The 23,844-nt window shown below is 71.0% G+C and carries 17 protein-coding genes; 10 read left to right on the top strand and 7 right to left on the bottom strand.

All coding sequences use genetic code 11. From position 1 onward, the window contains the following. The first annotated feature begins 13 nt into the window (after positions 1 to 13). The 3 genes from O7634_RS19940 (at position 14) to O7634_RS19930 (ending at position 3,650) form a co-directional block, all read left to right on the top strand. Positions 14 to 625 carry a sugar transferase gene (locus O7634_RS19940; RefSeq protein WP_278151631.1) on the top strand — a complete coding sequence of 204 codons (612 nt, stop codon included), beginning with the start codon at positions 14 to 16 and terminating at the stop codon, positions 623 to 625. Beyond that, positions 610 to 1,392, top strand: a complete 783-nt coding sequence (locus tag O7634_RS19935; protein WP_278151630.1) for a GNAT family N-acetyltransferase — start codon at positions 610 to 612, stop codon at positions 1,390 to 1,392. Before O7634_RS19940 ends, O7634_RS19935 begins: the two co-directional genes overlap by 16 nt. 383 nt (positions 1,393 to 1,775) lie before the next feature. Then, positions 1,776 to 3,650 (top strand): nucleoside-diphosphate sugar epimerase/dehydratase, encoded by a 1,875-nt coding sequence (locus O7634_RS19930; RefSeq protein WP_278151629.1) that lies wholly within the window; start codon positions 1,776 to 1,778, stop codon positions 3,648 to 3,650. Between the two features lie 83 nt (positions 3,651 to 3,733). Here O7634_RS19930 and wecB read toward each other — a convergent pair whose 3' ends face one another. Beyond that, complete coding sequence (gene wecB, locus O7634_RS19925; protein WP_278151628.1) at positions 3,734 to 4,858, bottom strand: UDP-N-acetylglucosamine 2-epimerase (non-hydrolyzing); 1,125 nt, start codon at positions 4,856 to 4,858, stop codon at positions 3,734 to 3,736. 237 nt (positions 4,859 to 5,095) lie between these two features. Here wecB and O7634_RS19920 point away from each other — a divergent pair, with 237 nt between their 5' ends. Genes O7634_RS19920 through O7634_RS19905 form a run of 4 tightly spaced genes read left to right on the top strand, consistent with a single transcriptional unit; the run spans position 5,096 to position 9,846 of the window. Continuing rightward, positions 5,096 to 6,118, top strand: coding sequence for a polysaccharide biosynthesis protein (locus O7634_RS19920; RefSeq protein WP_278151627.1), 1,023 nt, complete (start codon positions 5,096 to 5,098; stop codon positions 6,116 to 6,118). Further along, positions 6,115 to 7,410: a glycosyltransferase family 4 protein gene (locus O7634_RS19915; RefSeq protein ID WP_278151626.1), complete on the top strand. Its 1,296-nt coding sequence runs from the start codon at positions 6,115 to 6,117 to the stop codon at positions 7,408 to 7,410. Before O7634_RS19920 ends, O7634_RS19915 begins: the two co-directional genes overlap by 4 nt. After that, entirely contained in the window at positions 7,407 to 8,321 is a 915-nt protein-coding gene (locus tag O7634_RS19910; RefSeq protein WP_278151625.1) for an SDR family oxidoreductase, read from the top strand. Before O7634_RS19915 ends, O7634_RS19910 begins: the two co-directional genes overlap by 4 nt. Before the next feature lie 55 nt (positions 8,322 to 8,376). Continuing rightward, the gene (locus O7634_RS19905) at positions 8,377 to 9,846 is read left to right on the top strand and encodes an O-antigen ligase family protein (protein ID WP_278151624.1); all 1,470 of its coding nucleotides are present in this window, start codon (positions 8,377 to 8,379) and stop codon (positions 9,844 to 9,846) included. Between the two features lie 175 nt (positions 9,847 to 10,021). Here the strand turns inward: O7634_RS19905 and O7634_RS19900 are convergent, their stop codons facing one another. Genes O7634_RS19900 through O7634_RS19885 form a run of 4 tightly spaced genes read right to left on the bottom strand, consistent with a single transcriptional unit; the run spans position 10,022 to position 14,748 of the window. Further along, positions 10,022 to 11,263, bottom strand: coding sequence for a glycosyltransferase family 4 protein (locus O7634_RS19900; protein WP_278151623.1), 1,242 nt, complete (start codon positions 11,261 to 11,263; stop codon positions 10,022 to 10,024). Next, positions 11,260 to 12,279 carry a glycosyltransferase gene (locus tag O7634_RS19895; protein WP_278151622.1) on the bottom strand — a complete coding sequence of 340 codons (1,020 nt, stop codon included), beginning with the start codon at positions 12,277 to 12,279 and terminating at the stop codon, positions 11,260 to 11,262. The genes O7634_RS19900 and O7634_RS19895 overlap by 4 nt, the downstream gene beginning before the upstream one ends. A 55-nt stretch (positions 12,280 to 12,334) precedes the next feature. Continuing rightward, positions 12,335 to 13,795, bottom strand: a complete 1,461-nt coding sequence (locus tag O7634_RS19890; protein WP_278151621.1) for an oligosaccharide flippase family protein — start codon at positions 13,793 to 13,795, stop codon at positions 12,335 to 12,337. After that, positions 13,792 to 14,748: an NAD-dependent epimerase/dehydratase family protein gene (locus O7634_RS19885; RefSeq protein ID WP_278151620.1), complete on the bottom strand. Its 957-nt coding sequence runs from the start codon at positions 14,746 to 14,748 to the stop codon at positions 13,792 to 13,794. The genes O7634_RS19890 and O7634_RS19885 overlap by 4 nt, the downstream gene beginning before the upstream one ends. Before the next feature lie 447 nt (positions 14,749 to 15,195). On the opposite strand from O7634_RS19885, the gene O7634_RS19880 reads away from it, so the two are divergent. Further along, positions 15,196 to 18,300, top strand: coding sequence for a M14 family metallopeptidase (locus O7634_RS19880; RefSeq protein ID WP_278151619.1), 3,105 nt, complete (start codon positions 15,196 to 15,198; stop codon positions 18,298 to 18,300). 92 nt (positions 18,301 to 18,392) lie between these two features. Next, the gene (locus O7634_RS19875) at positions 18,393 to 19,325 is read left to right on the top strand and encodes an NAD(+)/NADH kinase (RefSeq protein ID WP_278151618.1); all 933 of its coding nucleotides are present in this window, start codon (positions 18,393 to 18,395) and stop codon (positions 19,323 to 19,325) included. A gap of 160 nt (positions 19,326 to 19,485) precedes the next feature. Here the strand turns inward: O7634_RS19875 and pgm are convergent, their stop codons facing one another. After that, entirely contained in the window at positions 19,486 to 21,129 is a 1,644-nt protein-coding gene (gene pgm, locus O7634_RS19870) for a phosphoglucomutase (alpha-D-glucose-1,6-bisphosphate-dependent) (protein WP_278151617.1), read from the bottom strand. 31 nt (positions 21,130 to 21,160) lie between these two features. After that, positions 21,161 to 22,393: a glucose-1-phosphate adenylyltransferase gene (glgC, locus tag O7634_RS19865; protein WP_278151616.1), complete on the bottom strand. Its 1,233-nt coding sequence runs from the start codon at positions 22,391 to 22,393 to the stop codon at positions 21,161 to 21,163. 95 nt (positions 22,394 to 22,488) lie between these two features. Between glgC and glgA the strand changes: the two genes are divergently transcribed. Then, positions 22,489 to 23,694, top strand: coding sequence for a glycogen synthase (gene glgA / locus O7634_RS19860; protein ID WP_278151615.1), 1,206 nt, complete (start codon positions 22,489 to 22,491; stop codon positions 23,692 to 23,694). The last annotated feature ends 150 nt before the right edge of the window (positions 23,695 to 23,844 follow it).

Raw genomic sequence — 23,844 nt, 5'->3', positions numbered from 1 at the left:
AGCACAGCAGTGGATGAAACGGCTGATCGACCTGACGATTGCCACGGTCATGTTGATCGCGACCGGTCCGGTCCTGGCCATAGCGGTGCTGCTCATCAGGGCCCAACTCGGCGGTCCGGTCTTCTTCGTGCAGGAACGGACGGGCCGGTGGGAGCGCCCGTTCCGAATCATCAAACTCCGCACGATGACCGACGAGCGGGACGCGAACGGTGACCTCCTACCCGACGGGGTGCGCTGCCGGGGGATCGGGCGACTGCTCCGCAAGCTCAGCGTCGACGAGTTGCCGCAACTGGTGAACGTGCTCCGCGGAGACCTCAGCCTGGTCGGTCCGCGACCCCTTCTCCCCCGCTACGACCCCTGGTACACCCAGCGGGAGCGGGTCCGGTTCCAGGTACGGCCCGGCATCACCGGACTCGCCCAGATCGGTGGGCGCAACGGCGTGCCATGGAACGAGCGACTGGAGTACGACGTCGAGTACGTCACCTCGTGGTCGTTGCGGCTCGACATGGCCATCCTCGCCCGGACCATCGGCAAGGTGCTGCACGGCAGCGGAGTCGCCACCGATCCGGCGGCGGACATGCTCGACCTGGACAAGGAGCGGCAGCTGTTGTGGACAGGGTCCTGAACACGGTCACGGCCGAGGCGGTCATGACGCCGACCCGTCCGGACGACCCGGTCGTCACCGCAGCCGCCCGCCTGCTGACCGAGGCGGTGCCGTCGTCGTGCGCCGGGCTGGTCGCGTACCACGCCCCGGACTTCACGGCCTTCCTCAAGGCCTCACTCGTGCCGCCTGCACTGGCCACACTGTTGCTGCGCTGCGTGTGCGACGAAACCGGGGTGCGGGCGGTGGCGGATTGGCGGCTGCTCGGCCGCCAACTCCTGCTGAACGGCATCTCGGTACGGGCAGAGGACCGGGGTCACGGACATGGCTCGCTCCTCCTCGAGGACGGCGCCCGACTCGCGCGCCGGCTGGGGTGCCTCGAACTCCTGCTCGACGTCTCAGTCGAGAACGCGCCCGCCCGCCACCTGTACCGCCGGGCCGGCTTCGAGGACCAGGGCTACCAGGTCTGGACCCACCTCGACCTGAGCACACCGCCGGCGGACACCGCGGTGCGGATCGTCGACTGGGCGTCGTTCATCGTCCACCAACGCGCGTACGGCTTCGGCGACCTGCGGATCCGGATGGGGGCAGACGAGTTCAGGGTCCGCTGCGTCGACCGTGCGGCACGGGTACCCGGCGGCGCCGTAGGGACGGCCGTCCGCGCCGTGCTCGGGCCGCTCCTGGGCATCGACAGGTGGTACGTGACGACAGCGAGCGGTCAGCCGAACGCGGAGCCGGCCTTCGCCCGCTTCGCACGGATGCGGCGGAGCCTGGCGGGGCCGAACCGGTGACGCTCTGACCGGCGGCTACTCGGCGGTCGATCGGCCCGGCACTCCGCTCGCCGCCGCTGCTCACGGTTGACTCCCGTGGCGGCGCAGCGCCGCCCAGGTTCGCTCAATATCACCTATCGGCGGAATACCGGGCGTAATCACCGCCGCGCCTGCTGGACCTCGACCGGCCAGCACCGTCGGGGCGCAGCCCCAAGGACGTGGGACCCGCCCGCCCGGTGGCCGCCCGTACGCGCTCGCCTGACTAACCGAAAAAACAGGATATATGCCGCTGTAAACATGAAAACAACCAAACAACACTCTCGTGCCTGTAACAAGGACAAAGAGGGCCAACGCTCCTTCTGCCCCCAGGGCGGAAGCGGTCGGAGAGGGAACAGGGAGCCACCATGCCGCAGGACATAGCGAGCACCGAACGCGCAGACCAGCGGTCGCGCCGGATCAGGACCCGACTTCGCGTCGCGGGTTTCCTCGCCACCGACACCGCCGCCTGGGTCGGTGGATTCATCGCCGCCGCTTGGACCCGGTACGAGTTCCAACTCCCCCCGGATCAACTCAGCCCGACGGCGATCGTCGGTGCGGGCGCCGCCGCCATGTACGTCGCGGTGGCAGCGCTGCGACGGCTTCACTCCGGACGCCACCCGCTGGGCAGCCTTCAGGAGGTGCAGTGGGTAGCCGGTACGACGATCACGACGGCGGCCATCGTGCTGCTCGGCCTGCTGCCGTCGAGCGACTGGCCGGTGCCGGCGAGCACCCCGCTGGTCGGCGGTGCGCTCGCCCTGCTGTTCATGCTGGGTGCCCGGTTCGCGTACCGGCACCGGCGCGATCTCGCCATGCGGCCGAACGTCCGGTCGTCGACGCCGGTGCTGCTGTTCGGGATGGGTGACGCCGGCCAGGGCCTGCTCCGCGCGATGCTGAGCGACCCGCGCGGTCGGTACCTGCCGATCGGCGCGCTGGACGACGACCCGGACAAACGCGACCTGCGCATCGGTGGGGTACGCGTACTGGGCGGACGGCAGGATGTCGCCGCCACGGTCCGGCGGACCGGCGCCGCCGCCGTGATCTTCTCGGTGGCCAACGCCGACGCCGCGCTGATCCGGCAGATCCGCGAGGCCACCCTCGGGGCCGGCGCGGTCTTCAAGGTGCTGCCGCCGGTGCGGGACCTGGTCGACCACCGGATCACCGTCACCGACGTGCGGGACGTGCAGGTCAGCGACCTGCTGGGCCGCCGGCAGGTGGTCGGCGACCTGCCGGTGAGCACCAACAGCCTGACCGGGCGGCGGATCCTGGTCACCGGGGCGGGCGGGTCGATCGGCTCGGAACTCTGCCGGCAGGTGATGAAGGCCAACCCGGGCGAGCTGATGATGCTCGACCGGGACGAGTCGGCGCTGCACAGCCTCCAGATGTCGCTCTCCGGACGGGCCATGCTGGACGGACCCGAGCTGATCCTGGCCGACCTGCGCGACGACGACGGCATCCGGCGCATCATCCGGGAACGCCGCCCGGAGATCATCTTCCACGCGGCGGCGCTCAAGCACCTGACGCTGCTGCAACGCCACCCGGGCGAGGCGATCAAGACGAACGTCTGGGGCACCCTGTCGGTGCTCGACGCCTGCCAGGACGTCGCCAAGTTCGTCAACATCTCCACCGACAAGGCGGCCGACCCGATCAGCGTCCTCGGCTACTCGAAGCGGATCACCGAGCGGTTGACCGCCCACGCCGCGTCCCGGTTCCCGGGCACGTTCCTCAGCGTCCGGTTCGGCAACGTGCTGAGCAGCCGGGGCTCGGTGGTGACGGCCTTCCAACGACAGATCGAGAGCGGCAAGCCGTTGACCGTCACGCACCCGGAGGTCACCCGCTACCTGATGACCCTCCAGGAGGCCGTCCACCTGGTGCTCCAGGCCGCCGAGATCGGTCGCGACGGCGAGGCGCTGGTGCTCGACATGGGCGACCCGGTGCGGATCGTCGACCTGGCCCGCCAGATGGCCGACCAGGCGTCCAGCACCGTGCCCATCGTCTACACGGGACTGCGCCCGGGCGAGAAGCTGCACGAGGACCTGCTCGGCACCGGCGAGGTCGACAACAGACCGCTGCACCCGCTGGTGTCGCACGTCAGCGTGCCGCCGCTGGACCCGATGGAGGTCAGCGGACTCGACCCGTACGAGGACGCGGCGAAGGTCGTCGAGCACCTCGCCCTGCTCTGCGCCCAGCCGACCGGGCCGGTGGTGGACAGCCCGCGCGGCGTGCCACTCCAGTCGCGCTGACCAACCCCGGCCACGACGCCGGGGACCAGACGAACGGGGCCGGCGACCGCGAGGGTCGCCGGCCCGTTCGTCGGGTACGCGGATCAGCGGCGGATGCCCGCCCAGTCGTGGTGCCGGCGAACCGTGGAGAGGATGAAGTCGACCACCCGGCGGGAGGTGTCCGGCACCTGGTAGTCGGCCGGACAGGGCACCCCCTGCGCGGCGACCTGGGCCACTGTGACCCGGATCGCCTCGATCACGCCCTCCGGGTCGAGGCCGGTCATGATGATGCCGCCGGCGTCCAACGCCTCCGGGCGTTCCATCGAGTCGCGCAGGGTGACCGCCGGGAAGCCGAGGATCGCCGCCTCCTCGCTGATCGTCCCGCTGTCAGAGAGGGTGCACCGGGCCTGGCTCTGTAGGCGTACGTAGTCGAAGAGTCCGAACGGCTCGTGGAAGGCGATGCCGTCGGTCCCGAGGTCGGCGTCGGTCAGGGCCTCCAACCGCTTGCGGGTCCGCGGGTGGGTGGACACCAGGACCGGCAACCCGAAGGTCTGCCGTACGGCGTGCAGGCAGGTGAGCAGCCGGTGCAGCCGGGCCGGCTGGTCGACGTTCTCCTCCCGGTGCGCGCTGACCACGAAGTAGCCGCCGGGTTCGAGGCCGAGCTGGCGGAGGACGCCGGAACCCTCGATGTCGGTGGCGTAGTGGTTCAGCACCTCCCGCATCGGCGAGCCGGTGTGCAGGATCCGGCGCGGGTGCAGCCCCTCGGCGAGCAGGTTGCGGCGGGCGTGCTCGCTGTAGACCAGGTTGAAGTCGGAGATGTGGTCGACCAGCCGCCGGTTGGTCTCCTCCGGCACGTTGAGGTCGAAGCACCGGTTGCCGGCCTCCATGTGGTAGACGGGCACCCGCATCCGTCGGGCCATCAGGGCGGCGATGCTGCTGTTCGTGTCGCCGAGGACGAGGAGCGCGTCCGGCCGCGCCTCGGCGATGGCGGTCTCCATGCCGATCAGCACGCCGCCCAGCACCCGTCCCAGCGAGGACGTGTCGACCCGCAGGAAGCGGTCCGGCTCGCGCAGGCCCAACTCCTTGAAGAAGACCTCGGAGAGGGTCGGGTCCCAGTTCTGCCCGGTGTGGACGAGCACGTGCTCCACCGTCTGGTCGAGCCCGGCCATGATCCGGGACAACCGGATGATCTCCGGTCGGGTCCCCACCACAGTCATCACCCGTGTCATGTCTCCACCCTCCGCCGACGCGTACGCCGGGATCCGTCTCGGGCCGCCAATTCGATCGTTGGACAAACGAGCCGAGATAGTCGGCGGTAGCGGCATTTTCGATGAAAATTAGTCGCATATCAAAATTGCTCACCATTATTGGTTTTCGCGGATAGTGGTCTGATTAGGACGGTATGGTCCGGACTTATGACTACTGCGAGTCCCCCTGAAACAGCGCAGAGCGCGGGAGAAGATGTGATGTCCTCGCTGTCGGAGCGACGTTTCCTGATCACCGGTGGCACCGGCTCCTTCGGGCAGACCATGGTGCGGCGCCTGCTCGACGCCGGCGCCAGCGAGGTGCGCGTGCTCAGCCGCGACGAGTCGAAGCAGGACGCGATGCGGCACCGGCTCCGTGACGACCGGGTCCGTTACTACGTCGGCGACGTGCGCGACTACGACTCGGTGGCAAAGGCCAGCCGGGACACCGAGTTCGTGTTCCACGCCGCAGCCCTCAAGCAGGTCCCCTCCTGCGAGTTCTTTCCGCTGGAGGCGCTGCGGACCAACGTGTTGGGCAGCGCCAACGTGGTGGACGCCTGCGAGCGCAACGGGGTCGAGGCGCTGGTGCTGCTGAGCACCGACAAGGCCGTCTACCCGGTCAACGCGATGGGCATGACCAAGGCGCTGATGGAGAAGGTGGCGCAGGCCCACGCGCGCAACAACCCGGCGGCCCGGACGCGGGTCTGCTGTGTGCGCTACGGCAACGTCATGTACTCGCGGGGCTCGGTGATCCCGCTCTTCATCGACCAGATCCGCAAGGGGACGCCGCTGACGGTCACCGAGCCGACGATGACCCGCTTCCTGATGTCGCTGGAGCAGTCGGTGGACCTGGTGGAGCACGCCTTCCGGCACGGCCAGCCGGGTGACATCTTCATCCGCAAGGCCGACGCCTGCACCATCGGCGACCTGGCCACGGCGCTGTGCAACCTGTTCGCCGTCCCGGTCAAGATGAACGTCCTCGGCATCCGGCACGGCGAGAAGCTCTACGAGACCCTCGCCAGCCGCGAGGACCTGTCCCGCGCCGAGGACTTCGGCGAGTTCCTCCGGGTGCCGGTGGACAGCCGGGACCTCAACTACGCCCTCTACTTCGACGAGGGCACCGTCGACCGCGGCACCCAGGACTTCAACTCGCACAACACCCGGCGTCTCGTCGTACCGGAGATCGAGTCGTTGCTGCTGGGCCTGCCCGAGGTGCGCGCGCACCTCGACGCCGTAGCGGCGTGAGCGCCCCCACCGGAAACGGACGCCCGGACCGGGTCGCACTGGTCAGCCAGTGGTTCCCCCCGGAGCCGGCGCCGTTCGCCGAGGGCATCGGCGACTCGCTGCGCCGACGCGGATTCGACGTGGACGTGCTCACCGGCGTGCCGAACTACCCGAAGGGCGTCGTGTACGACGGCTACTCGGCCCGGCGGCGGACCGTCGAGGTACGCAACGGCAGCCGGATCGTGCGTACCCCGCTGCACCCCAGCCACGACCGGTCCGCCCTCGGCCGGGCCGCCAACTACCTGAGCTGGGCCGCTTCCTCGACGCTGCTCGGCGGGTCCGTCCTGCGCAGCGCCGACGTCGCCCTGGTCTACTCCTCGCCGGTGACCGCCACCACGGCGGCCATGACGGCGCGGCGACGCTGGGGCACCCCGTACGTGACGATGGTGTTGGACCTCTGGCCGGACTCCGTCTTCGCCACCGGTTTCCTCACCGACGGGGTGACCCGCCGCCTCGCCGAGGCCAGCCTCGGCTGGTTCACCCACCGGTCGTACCGCTGGGCCGACCACGTCACAGTGCCCGCCCCCGGCCTCCGCGACACGCTCATCGCCCGCGGCGTGCCGGCCGAGAAGGTGTCGGTCGTCTACAACTGGGCCGACGAGAAGATCATGCAGCCGACCGAGCCCGAGGCCGGGCTGCGCGCCCGGCTCGGCCTGCGCGACGACGACTTCGTCCTGCTGTACGCGGGCAACCACGGCCCGGCACAGCGACTCGACACCGTGGTCGACGCCATGGCCCGGCTACACGACCTGCCGGACGTCCACCTGGTCCTGGTCGGCGACGGGGTGGAAAAGGCCGCGCTGATCGCCCGGGCGGCGCAGGCCCGGCCCGGCCACGTCCACTTCCTCGACCCGATCCCGCCGGATCGCCTGGCCGCCCGGATGGCGGCGGCCGACCTGCACCTGGTGTCCCTGTCGAACGACCCGCTCTTCCACATCACCGTGCCCAGCAAGGTCCAGACGATCCTGGCCTGCGGCCAACCCGTGCTGGTCTGCGCGCCCGGCGACGCCGCCCGGGTCGTCCGCGATGCCGGCGCCGGTTTCGACGCCCCGCCGGAGGACCCGGCGGGCCTGGCCGAGGTCGTCCGCCGGGCCCGGCAGACACCGCGGTCACGCCTGCGGGCGATGGGGCGGGCCGGTCGCCAGCACTACCTCACCCACCTGAGTCAAGCGACGAATGTGCAGGTCCTCTCCGACCTGCTCACCGATGCGGCACGGCGGGCCAGAAGCCGCCGGGACAAGGAGTCACGATGACGCGACGCGTCCTCGTCCTCGGCGCGACCGGGATGCTGGGCCACGCGCTGGTCCGGGAGTTGAGCGTCGACCCCGGCCTCGACGTGTACGGCGCCGCGCGGAGCATGGACGACCGCGCCCACCTGTTCCCGCCCGACCTGCTGGCCCGGATCACCCCGGCCCTCGACGTCAGCCGGTTCGACCAGGTACGACAGGTCCTCGACGACATCCGGCCGGACGTGGTCGTCAACTGCGTCGGGGTCATCAAGCAGCGTCCGGACGTGCGGGACGCCGTCCAGACGGTGCACCTCAACGCGCTCCTCCCGCACCTGCTGGCCGACGCCTGCGCGCGCCGCGGCAGCCGTCTGGTGCACGTCAGCACCGACTGCGTGTTCTCCGGTGCCCGCGGCGGCTACCGGGAGAGCGACCTGCCGGACCCGCCGGACCTCTACGGGCGCTCCAAGCTGCTCGGCGAGACCACCATGGCGCCCGCGCTCACGCTCCGCACGTCGATCATCGGGCACGAGCTGACCACCAACCGGTCGCTGCTGGACTGGTTCCTCTCTCAGCAGGGCCCGGTGGGCGGGTACACCAGGGCGATCTACAGCGGCGTGACGACGGTCGAGTTCGCCCGCCTGCTGCGCGAGGTCGTCCTGCCCCGCGAGGACCTGACCGGGCTGTACCACCTCGCCACCGAGCCCATCTCGAAGTACGACCTTCTCCACCTGGTCGCCGATGTGTACGGCTGGCGGGGCGAGCTGCGGCCGAACGCCGACGTGGTGCTGGACCGGTCGATGTGCGCCGACGCGTTGGCGCAGACCACCGGGTACCGCCCGCCGTCCTGGCCGGACCTGATCCGGCAGCTGCACGACGCGCGGGCCAGGTGGAGCGCGCCCGAGGCCCTGACCAGCCGACACACCACCGGGGTCTGACCGCACGTACGCCGGGGTCGGCGGCACGGCGACCCCTCTTCTGACAGGACATCACGTGGTAGAGCGCCTTGGCCTCGTCGCCCTCGTCGTCGGGGCGGCATGCCTCACGGCGGTCACGACCGCCCTCGCGGTGGGCGAACCGATGATCGCGGCGGGGGTGGGCCTGCTGCTCGTCGCCCTGTATCTCAGCCGGCGGCTCGACGGCTTCCAGCGGATCCTGGCCGTGGCCACGGTGTTGCTGGTCTGCGCCTCGTCGAACATGCCCGCGCTGGTCAGCCTCAGCTTCTACGCGCGCTACGTCGCGGTCGGCTGCCTGGTCCTCTGGGCGTTGGCGGAACGACGTCGCCAGATCCGACAGCCGGACCACCCGACCAGGCTGTTCGTGGGCGCGCTCTGGGCGGCTGCGGGCCTGGCCACGCTGAGCAGCGTGTGGTCGGTCAGCCCGTTGCACACGCTGCAGCAGGCGATCGCGTTGGTGCTCCTGGCCGCCCTGGCCCACGTGCTGCTGTGGAGGCGGTGGGTCGACGGCAAGGCCACCGCCGCTGATCTGCACGTGGTCTACGTGCTGCTCAGCACGTCGCTGGTGGTCAGTCTCGGCTACGGCATCACCGGCGTCGCGGCTGCCACCTCGTTCAGCGACCGGTTCCAGGGCCTGTACTCCAACCCCAACATGCTGAGCATCATCTGTGCTCTGACGATCCCACTGGGGTGGGCGCTCTACCGGCAGTCGCACCGGCGCGTCCAGCTGATCGGCATCGTGCCGGCGATCATCCTCCTGCCGATGACCGAGTCCCGCACCGCGTTGATCGCCGTCGTCGTCGGGGGTCTCTGGGTGCTACTGCGGCACGGGGCCGGGCCGGTGGCGCGCCTGCTGGTGGTGACGGTCGGGGCCGTCGGGTTGGCGTACCTGTTCGGTATGCTGCCCAGCGTCCTCGGTTCGACCTGGTTGGAGACCCTCGCCGCCCGGTTCACCGACCCGGACAACGGCGACCTCTCGAACGGACGTTCCCAGACCTGGCAGGCGACCGTCGAGCTGTGGCAGAGCCGCCCGGCGCTGGGCTTCGGCTACGCGTCGGGCATCCACCTGTTCGAGCAGACCCGGCAGGACGGATTCTTCGACGTCAGCGTCAACCTGGTGCACAACAGCTACCTGCAGTGGCTGCTGGAGCTGGGCGTCATCGGCCTCGCGCCGATCCTCCTGCTCCTGTTCGTCGCGATACGGGTGGTGCTGCTGGCCCCGGTCGGCGCGCTCAACTCCGGGCTGCTCTGGCTCATCGTCACCGGCCTGCTGATCCAGGTCACCGAGTCGACGATGTTCGGCATGGGGCAGCCGTACCCCTATGTGTTCTGGCTCTCCGTGGCCGGCGCCCTGGTGCGGGCCCGCGCGGGGCGGCACGCGACAGGGGTTCCGGCGACCGTCTTCATCACGGCACGTCCCGATGGCAGGCCGCACCCGCACAGCCCGGTCGGTCGGCGACAGCCGACCGGAGGGCCGGGCCGACGGGAGCGGGTGTCCGTGCGGTAACGACTCCGACCGCGAACCACCGACGGCCGCCCCGAGCCGGGCGGCCGTCGGTGGTTCGCGGGGCCGGCGGGTCAGCGACCGTCACGAGGTGACGTTCCCGTACGGGAACCGACCGCGACGTCCTGCCTCCCGGGGGGCACGCTGCCGAGCATCGTCGTCTGCTCGTTCGTCCTTCTCACCGTTCCGAAGTGGCCGACAGCCGGTTTCTGTTCTCGACAACGGGTGCGGTCGGCGGCCCTCCGGGTAACCGCCGCCGGTAGATCGCCAGGTGCGTCGTCACCGCCTCCTCGATCGCGAAGGGACTCGCCTGGAAGCGTTCGCGGGCCGCCGCGGGGTCCGTCGCCACGGTGTGGCCGGCGGCGGTCTGCACCGCGGTCGCCCAGGCCGCCGGTGCCGCGTCGGTGTCGACGATGGTGACGCCGGGCAGGTGCTGCTGGATGAGGCGCACACCGGGCAGGTCGGCGGCCACCGTGCCGATCCCGAGGGCGACGGGCTCCAGCACGCCGCCCGGCAGCCCTTCCAGGCAGGACGGGTGGACGACCACGTCGGCTTGGCGGAGCAGCCCGCCCACGTCGTCGCGTGGGCCGAGCAGGTGCACCCGGTCGGCGACCCCGTGCTCGGCAGCGGCGGCGCGGACCCGGGCGTCGTCGCCGTCGTCGGAGGGGCCGACGAGCACCGCGTGGGCGTCGACGCCCTGGTCGCGCAGAGCGGCCAGGATCGGCGGCAGCAGCCAGCGCCGCTTCTCCGGCGAGGCCCGTCCCACGCTGACGCAGAGCAGCTCGTCCGGGCCGGCCCCGGTCAGGGCGCGCAGGTGGTGGCCGGTCGGCTGGTGCAACCGGTCCAGGTCCAGCCCGTTAAGGACGACCTGGCATCGCCTGTCGTTCGGCCAGGACGGGGAATAGCCGCAGGTGAGCGCGCTGGGCGAGACGCCGAGGATGTCGGTGGCGGACGCCCGCAACAACGTACGCCAGACCGACCGCTGCACCCGCCGGCGCAGGCTGCGGTGCTGGTTGTCGTCGCCGCGGAAGTGAGCGACGCGAGTCGGCACCCGGGCGAGCAGGGCGAGGCTGAGCACCGCGCCGGAGAAGTTGGCGCAGTCCACGTGGACCACGTCCGGACGCAGCCGCCGCAGCAGCCGGAGGAAGCGCAGCGGGAGCCGGGCATCCAGCGGGATCGGGGTGACCGATCCGCCGTGCCGGACGGCCGCCTCGGCCAGCGGTCCCGGCCCGATCCGGTCGCTGAGCGTCACGAAGTGCACCGCGGTTCCGGCTGCGGCGAGACGCGGCAGCAACTCGGCGGTCCGCATCTCGGTGCCGCCGAAATTCAGCTCACCGACGACCCGCAGCACCCGGCACCGGCCGTCACCCCCGGTCCGGTCGCCGACAGCGCCGCTCGTCGCGGTCCGGCCGCTCGTCACGGGCGCACCGCCCGCGCCTCGGCAGCCGGCGACCGGTCGGCCTGGTGGCCCGGACGCCCCCGGTCGAGTCCCAACAGCCGGGTGAAGTACGCCCCCCGTTCGAACGCGTCGGGTTCCGGAACCACCGTCCGGTGGATGCCGTCCAGGGCCTCTGCGAGGCTGTCCACGTCGGCCAACCGGTACGGGGTCAGCGCGCTGCCCGCGACCTCCCGCGACTGGGCGGTGTCCGGCGCCAACACCGGCAGGCCGTAGACGCGCGCCTCGGCGAGCGGATATCCGAAGGACTCCACCTGGCAGGGGAAGAAGACGGCTGTCGTCCGTCGCCAGTGCTCGCTGAGCTCGTGGTGCGTCAGCTGCCCGAGCAGGTCCAGGCGCGGGTGTCGGGCCAGGTCGTCCGGCAGTTCGTGCGGGTACGCGGTCATCCGTACCCGGGTCGGTTGCTGACGCCGGTCGAGCGCGGCGAGCAGCACGCGAAGCTCGGCCACCACGTTCTTGAACGGCGACGGCACCACCGGGACGAGGATCGTCGACACCTCGCCGGTGGGTACCCGGGGGCCGACCGGGCTGACCGGATTCGCGAGCACCACAAGTCGGTCGCGAACCGCCGGCACCCGGTCGACGACCCGCTGCGCCATGGCCGAGCACGGGACGGCGATCACGTCCGCGCGGTGCAGCAGGCGCCGGACCACGGGGATCTGCGCCCGTAGCGACCGGGGCTGCACCGTCAACAGGTGCCCCTCGGCGGGTGCCAGGAAGTGCAGCGCGTTGTGCACCAGCACCCGCCGCTCGATGCCCCGCCAGGCGAACGAGACGTTGTTCAGCGCCGCCACGACGGGGACGTCGCCGGCGACCACCTCACGTCGGATCAGCCACGACGCGGTGAGCTGGCGGTCCCGACCGACGACCCGGATCGGGGCGGCGCGCTCGGCGAGGAAGGCGTCGAGTTCGGTCTTGAGCCGGCCGGCCCCCCCGCCCGCCCCGCCGGCGGCGTCGACGACGATTTGCGCCTGTTTCATCGACACACTCTCCAAGGTTGCTGACCGGGGGCCGGCTGGCCGCCGCTCCCGGTGGTCAAACGGTCACGTCGGCTGCGCTGCGCGGCGCAGCGGACGGGGAGGTGGCCAGCGCGCGCCGGTAGCCGACGACGGCGGCGGGCCACAGGGTGAGCAGGTAGGCCAGACAGCCGGCCACCGGCAGGCCGACCAGCCCGAACTCGCGCAGGCCAGCGATCTTCAGGCCGGTCGCGAGCAGCAGGAACGCGGCCCAACCGACGAACTGCGGGCGCAGTAGGCCGATGCTGTTCTGCACCATCAGCAGTGGCGAGGCGGTCGCCACCAGCACCGCCCAGAGCGCGAGCGCGCCCAGGACCGCGACCGGCACCACCGCCGGGTCGACCCCACCGACCCACAGATCGAGCAGCCGATGACCGCCGACGACGATCGTGAGCCCGGCCGTCCCCACGATCACGCCGTTGAGCAGCATCATCCGCCGGGTGATCCGGCGTACCCAGGCGGTGTCGCCCCGGGCGAGGGCAACGCCGTTGGCCGGCCAGATCGTCATCCCGACGAGCCCGACGAACAGCGACAGGACGGCGAAGAGCTTCCCGACGACGGCGTAGTACGCGGCGACGGTGAGGCCGAGGACGTGCGCGACCAGCGGGTTGTCCATGTTGAGCGCGATGGACGACATCGCGGAGAGCGCGAAGAACTGGAGGCCCAGTCGGAGCAGGCCCACCGCCGTAGCCCGGTGCACCAGGTGCGGGCGGGGCCGGGCGGTGGACTCCTGACGCCAGAAATAGACGAGTGTGTTGACCAGGTTCGTCGCCGGGATGGTCAGCACGGCGCAGGCGATCACGGTCAGCGGGCCACTCCCGGCCGCGATCGCACCGAGCACTGCCACCATCGAGGTGAGGGAGCCGGCCGCCTGCCAGGCGTTGGTCTGGGTGACCTGCGCACGGGCGTACTGGATGCGCTGGATCAACGACAGCGGGATGTTGACCGCGAACGCGCCGAAGCAGAGTAGGGCCAGGGTCGACGCCTCCCCGGCGATGGCGGGGTCGGTGACGCCGAACACCCGGGCCCAGGGCACCAGGGGCTCGACCAGGGCGAGCCCGGCCAGCAGGGCAAGCGTGACGACGCCGAGCGTGGCGTACGCGCTGGAGATCTCCCGGGCCCGCTGGCGGGGGTCGTCGGAGAGCAGACTCAGCCGGGTGAGCAGACCGTTGCCGAGCCCGAGGTCGGCGAACCAGGCCATGCCGGTGAGCGCGGTGACCGTCATCCAGAGGCCGTACCGCTGGTCGCCCAGGTACCGAAAGCAGGTGGGGGTGATGACCAGCGGCGCGGCGAGACCGACGCCCTTGGCGACCAGCGAGGTGCCGATGTCCACGCTGAGCCGACGGTCCCGCCCCGCCGGCCGGAGCCGCGACCGGCCGCGCCGGGTTTCGGCCTCCGGGGCGGCCGACGCTTCGGTGACGGCGGGTGAAAAGGGCTCGTCGGCGGTGAGCGGGGCCCGGCTGGTCGCCTTCTGCGTCACCGCGGTATGGCGTGGTCGGTGTGCGACAACCCGGCCATCCACTCGATCGTCGCCCGGAGGCCGTCGACACGGGCGATCGGCACGACCGCCGGAAACAGCTCCCGCAGCACCGTGTTGTCGGCCAGCGAGTGCGCCATGTCGCCAACGCGGGGCGGAGCGTACTCGCGGGCGATCGGGCGGCCCAACAGGTCGGTGAGTTCGTCGAGCACCTCCAACAGGCTGGCCCGCTCGCCGAAGGCGAGGTTGACCGGGTGCGGGTGGTGCACCCGCCGACGGAGCGCGTCGAGGATGACCTCGCACACCGTGCCGACGTAGGTGAAGTCGCGGGACTGGGTGCCGTCGCCGTGCAGCACGACGGGTTCCCCGCGCAGCGCCGCGTGGACGAAGCGGGGGATGACAGCCGCGTACACGTGGTCGTGCCGCTGCCCGGGGCCGAAGACGTTGAAGAACCGGAAGGCGAGCGTCGGCAGGCCGAACGACGCCTGATGGGCGAGGGCGTACGCCTCGGTGGCGAGCTTGCTGGCCGCGTACGGGCTCATCGGTCGGGTCCAGGCGAATTCCTCCTTGGGCAGCGCGGGGTTCAGGCCGTAGACCGACGAGGAGGAGGCGACCACGACCTGCCCGACGTCGTGCCGTCGTGCCGCTTCCAGGACCATGAGCGTGCCCGTGGCGTTCGCGTGGTGGGAGGCGAGCGGGTCGCGCAACGAGCGGGGCACGCTGGGCAGCGCCGCCAGGTGCACGACCGCCTCCCGGCCGGCCATCGCCGCGTCCAGGGCGGCCGGGTCGAGGATCGACCCCTCGACGAGGTTGACGTCCAGCCCGTCGAGGTTGCCGCGCAGCCCGACCGACAGGTCGTCGAGGATCGTCACCTCCTTCACCGCGGGATCGACCAACGCGGCGCGGGCCAGGTTCGAACCGATGAAACCGGCCCCGCCGGTGATCAGAATGCGCATGGACAACTCCTCGGTGTGTGGATCCGGCCACCTGTACATCCAGCGAGGCCAGGGTGCAGTGACGGCGGAATCCGCGGTGGACGGACCCCGGCGGCGGCAGACCGTCAGGCCGTCGATCTTGTCGATCGCCTCGTGCTTCGCCGGGAGCCGGCGAGGTGGCCCCGGACCCTGCGGATCATGGTGCGAATACGACTGGGCACCTGAAAGCCTCACTTACGGAGCATCGGCGGCAACGACCCACCGCTACCGGACAGAACACCTCCCGTAACGATCCCGCCCAGCTGAGGTGACGGAACTCCGCCACCCACCTGCGGTCCACCCCCGGCCGGACTGTCACAACCGGCACCGACGTCGACACGGGCAGCAACGACCCACCCATCGACCGATTGACAGAGATCAGTTCACGCCGAAAGCTCGCGCCTAAGGTCCTTGACCCAAGGAGGCGCGATGAGACCGAGACGACTGGCGATCGCCAGCGTGGTCACCCTGCTCGGCGCACTGGCACTGACCCCACCCGCCAGCGCGCGGCCACCATCCGAACCGGGCGCCCGGGACGGCCTCGAGGTGTACGTCGGCACCGTCGACGCCAAACAGCGGGACCAGCTACGCGCGGCGGGGGTCGACCTCGGCCACGACGCGAAGGTGGACTCGACCGGGCGTACGGCTGTCGAGACGGTGCTCAGCCGCCGGCAGGCGAAGCGGCTGACCGACCAGGGTGTCCCCCTGTCGGTGAAGAAGGTGCGCGGTAAGGACGCGTCGCAGGCGCTGCGAGAGCAGGCGGCGGCGGGCTGGACGGCGTTCCGGCCCTACGGCGCGCCCGGCGGCCTCCGGGACGAGATGAATGCCACCGCGGCCCGGTATCCCAAACTGACCAAGGTGCAGACGATCGGCCGCACCCAGCAGGGTCAGCCGATCATCGCGGTGAAGGTCACCAAGAACGCGCGGACCGTCGCCGACGGGAAGCGGCCCGCCGTGCTCTACGCCGGCGCGCAGCACGCCCGGGAGTGGATCACGCCGGAGATGACCCGACGGCTGATGCACCACGTGCTGGACAGCTACGGCACCGACCGGGAGATCACCAGGCTCCTGGACACGACCGAGCTGTGGTTCCTGCCGGTGGCCAACCCGGACGGATACGACTTCACCTTCACGCCGGGCAACCGGCTGTGGCGCAAGAACCTGCGGGACAACAACGGCGACGGACAGATCACCTCCGGCGACGGCGTGGACCTCAACCGCAACTTCAGCTACAAGTGGGGGTACGACAACGAGGGCTCGTCACCGGAGCCGAACAGCGAGACCTACCGGGGGCCGGGGCCCAACTCGGAGCCGGAGACCAAGGCCCTGGACCAGCTCTTCAAGCGGGTCGGGTTCGAGTTCTTCGTCAACTACCACTCGGCGGCGGAGCTGCTGCTCTACGGCCTCGGTTGGCAGGTGAGCACCCCCACCCCGGACGACGAGATCTACAAGGCGATGGCCGGGGACGACGCGAACCCGGCGGTGCCCGGTTACGACCCGGACATCTCGGCCGAGCTGTACACGACGAACGGTGACACCGACAGCCACGCCACCGTCCGGTACGGCACGCTGGGCTTCACCCCGGAGATGTCCACGTGTGAGGCCGCCTCGGCGGTCGACCCCGACGACGAGTGGCGTCCGGAGGACTGCGTCAGCGGCTTCATCTTCCCCGACGACGAGACGTTGATCGCGGGAGAGGTGAGCAAGAACCTGCCGTTCGCGCTGGCCGTGGCGAAGTCGGCGGCCGACCCGGACGAGCCGGTCTCGGTGGTCGGACGGAGCACCCCGGACTTCGTGGTGGACGCCTTCGACGACTCGTACGGGCGTGACCAGCAGGTCGCCGCGATCACCCGGCGGGCGCTGAAGAACGTGAAGATGCACTACGTGATCAACGGCGCGCGGCCGAAGACCGTCGCGGCCCGCGAGTGGCGTGGCGGCGAGCGGTACGGCGGTACGCACGACGACTACTACGCGGAGCTGCGGGGCACCGTCCGCGGCGCGAAGCCGGGCGACCGGGTGGAGGTGTGGTTCACCGGCAGCAAACCCCGCGTCGGGGTGGTCGCCAGCGACCACTTCACCTACCGGGTGAACGCCGACATCGGTGGGGACGTGCTGATCCTCGCCGCGGAGGACGTCACCGGTCTCAGCCCGACGCAGACCGGCACCACAGCAAAGTACGCCGACGAGATCGCCGCGTCGCTCACCGCCGCCGGACGCAGCAGCGACGTGTACGACTTCGACGCGATGGGCCGCCGCGCGCCGCACCCGCTCGGTGTGCTGTCGCACTACAAGGCGGTGGTGTGGGAGACCGGCGACGACGTGATCATGCGCTCCCCCGGCCAGGTGGCGGGCACCGCGGCCAAGGCCGCGCTGGACACCGAGCTGGCCGTCCGGGACTACCTCAACGAGGGCGGCAAACTCCTGGTCGGCGGCCAGTACGCGTTGTTCGCCCAGGGTGCCAACGGCTCCTACGTCTACCACCCGGACGCGCCGCCGGAGTGCACCAACGCCGACGACCCCACCTGCCTGCCGCTGCTGAACGACTTCCAGCAGTACTGGCTGGGGGCGCACACGTACGTCAGCGACGGCGGCACCTCGCCCGACGGGGAGCCGTTCCCGGTCGCCGGACGCGACGGCGCGTTCGCCGGTTTCGAGGGGCAGCTCAACGCGCCCGGTTCGGCGCAGAACCAGGCGCACACCGCGTCGTTCCTGACCACGTCGAGCTTCCTGCCGCCGGACGAGTTCCCGCAGTTCGCCAGCTCCTCGCCGGTGGGCTGGACCCGACCGGGCGGCGCGCCGTTCGACCCGCGCACCGGCGAGTGGTATCTGCACAGCGGGCAGGCCGACGAGTCGTACAAGCGGCTCACCCGCACCGTCGACCTCACCGGGGCGACAAGCGGCGAGCTGCGCTTCTTCACCTCGTACGAGATCGAGCAGAACTGGGACTTCCTCTTCGTCGAGGCGCACGAGGTGGGCAGCGACACCTGGACGACGCTGCCGGACCTCAACGGCAAGACCACCACCGAGACCGGGGAGAGCTGCGCCTCGGGCTGGGACGAGCTGCACCCGTTCATCACCCACTACCAGGGCGCCGGCTGCTCCCCCACCGGAAGCACCGGCAGCTGGAACGCGGCGACCGGGACGTCCAGCGGCTGGAAGGAGTTCGCCGTCGACCTGACCGCGTACGCCGGCAAGCAGGTCGAGGTGTCGATCACGTACGCCTCGGACTGGGGCACGCAGGGCCTCGGCGTGTTCCTGGACGACGCCCGGGTCATCGTCGACGGGTCGACGGTGGCGGAGACCTCGTTCGAGACCACCGACCTCGGCGGCTGGACGGTGGCCGGGCCGCCGGCCGGCTCCGGTGGCAACGCCAACGACTGGTCGCGCAGCCAGCAGGCGTTCGAGGAGGGCTCGGTGGTGGTCACCGCGGACACCGTGTACCTGGGCTTCGGGCTGGAGGGCCTCTCCCCGGCGGCCCGCGACGACCTGGTCGCCCGCTCACTGACCCACCTCACCGGTCGACCCCGTCGCTGACGGCGGCGAAGGTGCGCCGGCGGCCCACGGGCCGTCGGCGCACCTTCCGCGTACGCCGGGTGCGCCCGCCACCGATGTGATGAGCTGTACGGGTGTCGGGGCTGGGACTGGTGCTGCACCCCACCCGGGATGTCACCGAGGTGGTCGGAATCATCGAACGGTGGGCGACTCGTCACCACAAGACGCTGTACGTGCGCGACGAGGACCAGCGCCGCGTCCCGTCCAGCGTCGAAGCGGTGCCGGAGGCGGAGGTGGCCGCCCGCGCCGACGCGCTCATCTCCATCGGTGGCGACGGCACCATGCTCGGCGCGCTCCGCTCCGCCATCCTCGATCCGAAGCCCGTGCTCGGCGTACACCTGGGTCGGTTGGGTTTTCTCGTCGAGATCGAGCCGCCGGACCTGCCCGAGGCGCTGAGCAGGCTGCTGTCCAAGGACTTCACCATCGAGTCGCACGCCTGCCTCGCCTGCGACGTGTGCGGCGACGACGTGGTGGCGTTCAACGACATCGCGCTGGTCCGCCAGCCGGGCGCCGGCTTCGTCAGCGTCACGCTCGCCATCGACGGCCAGCAGTACGGCTACTACCGCAGCGACGCCGTGGTGGTCAGCACCCCGATCGGCTCGACCGCGTACAGCTACGCCGCCGGCGGCCCGCTGATCTCCCCGGCGGCGGACTCGGTGGTGATCACGCCGGCGGCGCCGATGGCCGGCATCTCCCGGGCGGTGGTGCTCTCCCCGGACGAGAAGATCAGGCTGGAGCTGCAACCCAACTCGTCACCGGTGGTGGTGGAGATGGACGGGCTGGTGTTCCGCGACGCCGCGACGGAGGGGGCGGTGGACATCTCCTACCGCCGCGACGCCGGGCTGGTGGTGCGCTTCGACCCGCTGCGCTACCAGGAGCGCAACCAGTTGAAGATGACGCTGCTCGACCTGCCGTTCCTCCCCGAGCAGCTACGCGAGCTGCTCCCCGAAGAGCTACGCCGGCGCGGCCAGCAACTCCCCCCGTCCGCCGACCCCCCACCCTGCTAACCCCACCCCACCACCCCACCCCGGCCCACCCCGGCCCCGTTGATCATGAAGTTATGACCATCCGCCGCGGCGTGTCGTGACAATAACTTCATGATCAACGAGGTCAGGGGTGGGGCCCTGGGCAGGGTGGTGCAGGGCAGGGGGTGGGAAAGCCGGGGGGTCAGGACTGGGTCAGGGCCTTGTCTACCAGGTTCTTGGCTTCCTCTTGGATCTGCTTGAGGTGGTCGGGGCCCTGGAAGGACTCGGCGTAGATCTTGTAGACGTCCTCGGTGCCGCTGGGCCGAGCGGCGAACCAGCCGGACTGGGTGCTGACCTTCAGGCCGCCGATCGGCGCGCCGTTGCCGGGGGCGGTGGTGAGCGTCGCGGTGATCGGCTCACCGGCCAGTTCGGTGGCGGTGACCTGCTCCGGGGAGAGCTTGCCCAGCACCGCCTTCTGCTCCCGGGTGGCCGGGGCGTCGATCCGGGCGTACGCGGGCGCGCCGAAGCGCTCGGCCAGCTCCGCCCAGTGCTCGCTCGGGCTGCGCCCGGTGGTGGCCAGGATCTCGGACGCGAGCAGGCAGAGCAGGATGCCGTCCTTGTCGGTGGTCCAGGTGGAGCCGTCGCGGCGCAGGAAGGACGCCCCGGCGCTCTCCTCGCCGCCGAATCCGACGGCGCCGTCGAGCAGGCCGGGCACGAACCACTTGAAGCCGACCGGCACCTCCAGCAGCGGTCGGCCCAGGTCGGCGGCGACCCGGTCGATCATCGACGAGGAGACCAGCGTCTTGCCCACCGCGGCGTCCGGACCCCATTCGGTACGGGTACGGAACAGGTGACCGATCGCCACGGCCAGGAAGTGGTTGGGGTTCATCAGGCCGGCGTCCGGGGTGACGATGCCGTGCCGGTCGGCGTCAGCGTCGTTGCCCGTGGATATCTGGTAGTTGGCGCGGGCGCTGATCAGGGACGCCATCGCGTTCGGCGAGGAGCAGTCCATCCGGATCTTGCCGTCGCCGTCCAGGGTCATGAACCGCCACGTCGGGTCGACGGTCGGGTTGACCACCGTCAGGTCCAGCCGGTGCCGCTCGGCGATCTCACCCCAGTACGCCACGCTCGCCCCGCCCAGCGGGTCCGCGCCGATGCGCACCCCGGCGTCGCGGATGGCGTCGATGTCGATCGCCGTGGGCAGGTCGTCGACGTAGTGGGCGAGGAAGTCGTACTCCCCGGTGGTGTCGGCGGCCCGGGCCCGCGCGTGGGTGACCCGGCGGACCTCCTTGAGCCCGCCGGCCAGGATCGCGTTGGCCCGGTCCTGGATCCAGCGGGTCACGTCGGTGTCGGCGGGCCCGCCGTTGGTGGGGTTGTACTTGAAACCGCCGTCGTCCGGCGGGTTGTGCGACGGGGTGATCACGATGCCGTCGGCGAGCCCGCTGGTCCGGCCCCGGTTGTGCGTGAGGATCGCGTGTGACAACGCCGGCGTCGGGGTGTAGCCGTCGCGGCTGTCCAGCAGCACGGTGACCCCGTTGGCGGCGAGCACCTCGAGGGCGTCCACCGCGGCCGGCGCGGAGAGCGCGTGGGTGTCCCGGGCGAGGAAGAGCGGACCGTCCAGCCCTTGCTCGCGCCGGTAGTCGCAGAGCGCCTGGGTGACCGCCACGATGTGGTCGGAGTTGAACGCGTTGCGCAGGCTGGAACCGCGGTGGCCGGAGGTGCCGAACGAGACCTGCTGCGCCGGGTCGGTGGGGTCCGGATGCTCGGCGTAGTAGGCGGTCACCAGGCGCGGCACGTCGACCAGGTCGGCGGGCTGGGCGGGCTGGCCGGCACGGGGGTGGGTCACTGCGGAATCCTCCTCGATCTGTGCGGGTCGGTCACGGCTCGACCTTCTGGCCCTTGCCGATCACCACGATGCCGTTGTCGGAGACGGTGTAGCGCTGCCGGTCCTTCTCCAGGTCGACGCCGATCTCGACGCCCTCCGGGACGAACACGTTCTTGTCCAGGATGGCCCGCCGGACCACCGCGTGCCGGCCGATCTCGACACCCTCCATCAGCACCGAGCCCTCGACGTGCGCCCAGGAGTGCACCCGCACCTTCGGCGAGACGATCGAGTTCTCCACCAGCGAGCCGGAGATCACCACCCCGGGGGAGACCATCGAGCCGACCGCGCGCCCGACCCGCTCACCCCACTGGTGGACGAACTTCGCCGGCGGCCACGGTGGCTGCTCTGTGTAGATCGGCCAGTCGAAGTTGTAGAGGTTGAACACGGGGTGCACGTTGATCAGATCCATGTGCGCGTCGTAGAACGAGTCGAGCGTCCCCACGTCGCGCCAGTAGCCCCGGTCGCGGTCGGTGCTGCCCGGCACCTCGTTGTCGCGGAAGTCGTAGACGTTGGCCTCGCCCCGCTCGACGAGCATCGGGATGATGCTGCCGCCCATGTCGTGCTTGCTGGTCTTGTCGGCGGCGTCGCGCTCGACGGCCTCGCACAGCGCCCGGGTGGTGAAGACGTAGTTGCCCATCGAGGCGTAGATCTCGTCCGGCGCGTCGGGCAGGCCGACAGCGTCGGTGGGCTTCTCGCGGAACGCGCGGATCTTCCGGCCGTCCTCGCCGACCTCGATGACGCCGAACTGGTCGGCCATCGACAGCGGCTGCCGGATGCCGGCGACGGTCACCGCGGCGCCGGAGGCGATGTGGTCCTCCACCATCTGCCGCGGGTCCATCCGGTAGATGTGGTCGGCGCCGAAGACGATCACGTAGTCGGGCTGCTCGTCGTTGATCAGGTTGAAGCTCTGGTAGATGGCGTCGGCCGAGCCGGCGAACCACCACGGACCACGACGCTGCTGCGCCGGCACCGGAGTGACGTAGTTGCCGAGCAGCGTGGACATCCGCCAGGTCTTGGTGATGTGTCGGTCGAGGGAGTGGGACTTGTACTGGGTCAGCACGACGATCTTGAGATAGCCGGCGTTGGCCAGGTTGGAGAGGACGAAGTCGACCATGCGGTACATCCCGCCGAACGGGACGGCCGGCTTGGCCCGGTCCGTGGTGAGTGGCATCAGGCGCTTGCCCTCACCACCCGCCAGGACGATCGCGAGCACCTTGGCAGCCATGCCCCGACGCTATCCACCCGCGTGCCACTTCACCACTCGTACGAGGAGTCTTCTGCGCTAGGGCGCGGGGACATGACGGACTAGGGTGCGGGGTCATGACGGAACCCAGCCCGCTGCGCGTCGACCTGCTCACCCGCGAGTACCCACCGGAGGTCTACGGCGGCGCGGGCGTGCACGTCGAGTACCTGGCCCGGGAGCTGCGCCGCCTCGCCGACGTCCGGGTCCGCTGCTTCGGCGCGCCGCGCACCGAGCCGGGCGTCACCGCGTACCCCGAACCGCCCGGCCTGAGCGGCGCGAACGCCGCGCTGCGGACGATGGGCGTGGACCTGGAGATGGCCGCCGGCGCGGCCGGCACCGACGTGGTGCACAGCCACACCTGGTACGCGAACCTGGCCGGGCACACCGCGAAGTTGCTGCACGGGGTGCCGCACGTGGTGACCGCGCACAGTCTGGAGCCGCTGCGGCCGTGGAAGGCCGAGCAGCTCGGCGGCGGTTACGCACTCTCCTCGTGGATCGAGCGCACGGCGTACGAGTCGGCCGACGCGATCATCGCGGTCAGCGCCGGGATGCGCGCCGACGTGCTGACGGCGTACCCGCAGGTCGACCCGGGGAAGGTCCGGGTGGTCTACAACGGCATCGACACCGTGCAGTACGCCCCGGACCCCGGCACCGACGTGCTCGACCGGCTCGGCGTCGACCCGTCCCGCCCGAGCGTGGTGTACGTGGGCAGGATCACCCGGCAGAAGGGTCTGCCGTACCTGCTGCGGGCGGCCCGGGAGCTGCCGGCGGACACCCAACTGGTGCTGCTGGCCGGCGCGCCGGACACGGCGGAGATCGCGGCCGAGGTGGAGGAGTTGGTGGCCGAGCTGCGGGCGAACCGCTCCGGGGTGGTCTGGGTGGCCGAGATGCTGCCCAAGCCCGAGGTGATCCAGGTGCTCACCCACGCCACCGTCTTCGCCTGCCCGTCGGTGTACGAGCCGATGGGCATCGTCAACCTGGAGGCGATGGCCTGCGAGACGGCGGTGGTGGCGACCGCCACCGGCGGCATCCCCGAGGTCGTGGCCGACGGTGAGACCGGGCTGCTGGTGCCGATCGAGCAGGCCACCGACGGGTCGGGGACGCCGCTGGCCCCGGACCGCTTCGTGGCCGACCTGGCGGCGGCGCTCAACACGCTGCTGGCCGACCCGGCCCGTACCGAGCGGTTCGGCCTGGCCGGCCGGCGGCGCGCGGTGGAGCACTTCTCCTGGGACGCCATCGCCGGGCAGACGGTGGAGGTCTACCGCTCCGTCGGCGCGGCCTGAGGACGACCAGCCCTGCTCAGGCGAAGGCCGCCACGTCGATGTCCCCCACCCGGCCTAGATCCACTCAGGTTTCCGGAAACAGTCGCATCCGGGTCGCGCGGATACCGCGGATTCCTGCAACCCGGGTGGATCTCGATACCCCGCCCGCCG

Origin of the sequence: Micromonospora sp. WMMD1120 (genome assembly GCF_029626235.1) — a bacterium.
Classification (GTDB): domain Bacteria; phylum Actinomycetota; class Actinomycetes; order Mycobacteriales; family Micromonosporaceae; genus Micromonospora.
Note: the sequence above shows the minus strand (reverse complement) of the source record. Positions and strands in the feature narration are given on the sequence as shown.

What these genes read in the sequence shown, in the direction of transcription:
- O7634_RS19940 (WP_278151631.1), top strand. Translation starts at nt 14, where the DNA reads ATGAAACGGCTGATCGACCTGACGATTGCCACGGTCATGTTGATCGCG.
- O7634_RS19930 (WP_278151629.1), top strand. Translation starts at nt 1,776, where the DNA reads ATGCCGCAGGACATAGCGAGCACCGAACGCGCAGACCAGCGGTCGCGC.
- wecB (WP_278151628.1), bottom strand. Translation starts at nt 4,858, where the DNA reads ATGACACGGGTGATGACTGTGGTGGGGACCCGACCGGAGATCATCCGG.
- O7634_RS19920 (WP_278151627.1), top strand. Translation starts at nt 5,096, where the DNA reads ATGTCCTCGCTGTCGGAGCGACGTTTCCTGATCACCGGTGGCACCGGC.
- O7634_RS19910 (WP_278151625.1), top strand. Translation starts at nt 7,407, where the DNA reads ATGACGCGACGCGTCCTCGTCCTCGGCGCGACCGGGATGCTGGGCCAC.
- O7634_RS19895 (WP_278151622.1), bottom strand. Translation starts at nt 12,279, where the DNA reads ATGAAACAGGCGCAAATCGTCGTCGACGCCGCCGGCGGGGCGGGCGGG.
- O7634_RS19885 (WP_278151620.1), bottom strand. Translation starts at nt 14,748, where the DNA reads ATGCGCATTCTGATCACCGGCGGGGCCGGTTTCATCGGTTCGAACCTG.
- O7634_RS19880 (WP_278151619.1), top strand. Translation starts at nt 15,196, where the DNA reads ATGAGACCGAGACGACTGGCGATCGCCAGCGTGGTCACCCTGCTCGGC.
- glgC (WP_278151616.1), bottom strand. Translation starts at nt 22,393, where the DNA reads ATGGCTGCCAAGGTGCTCGCGATCGTCCTGGCGGGTGGTGAGGGCAAG.
- glgA (WP_278151615.1), top strand. Translation starts at nt 22,489, where the DNA reads ATGACGGAACCCAGCCCGCTGCGCGTCGACCTGCTCACCCGCGAGTAC.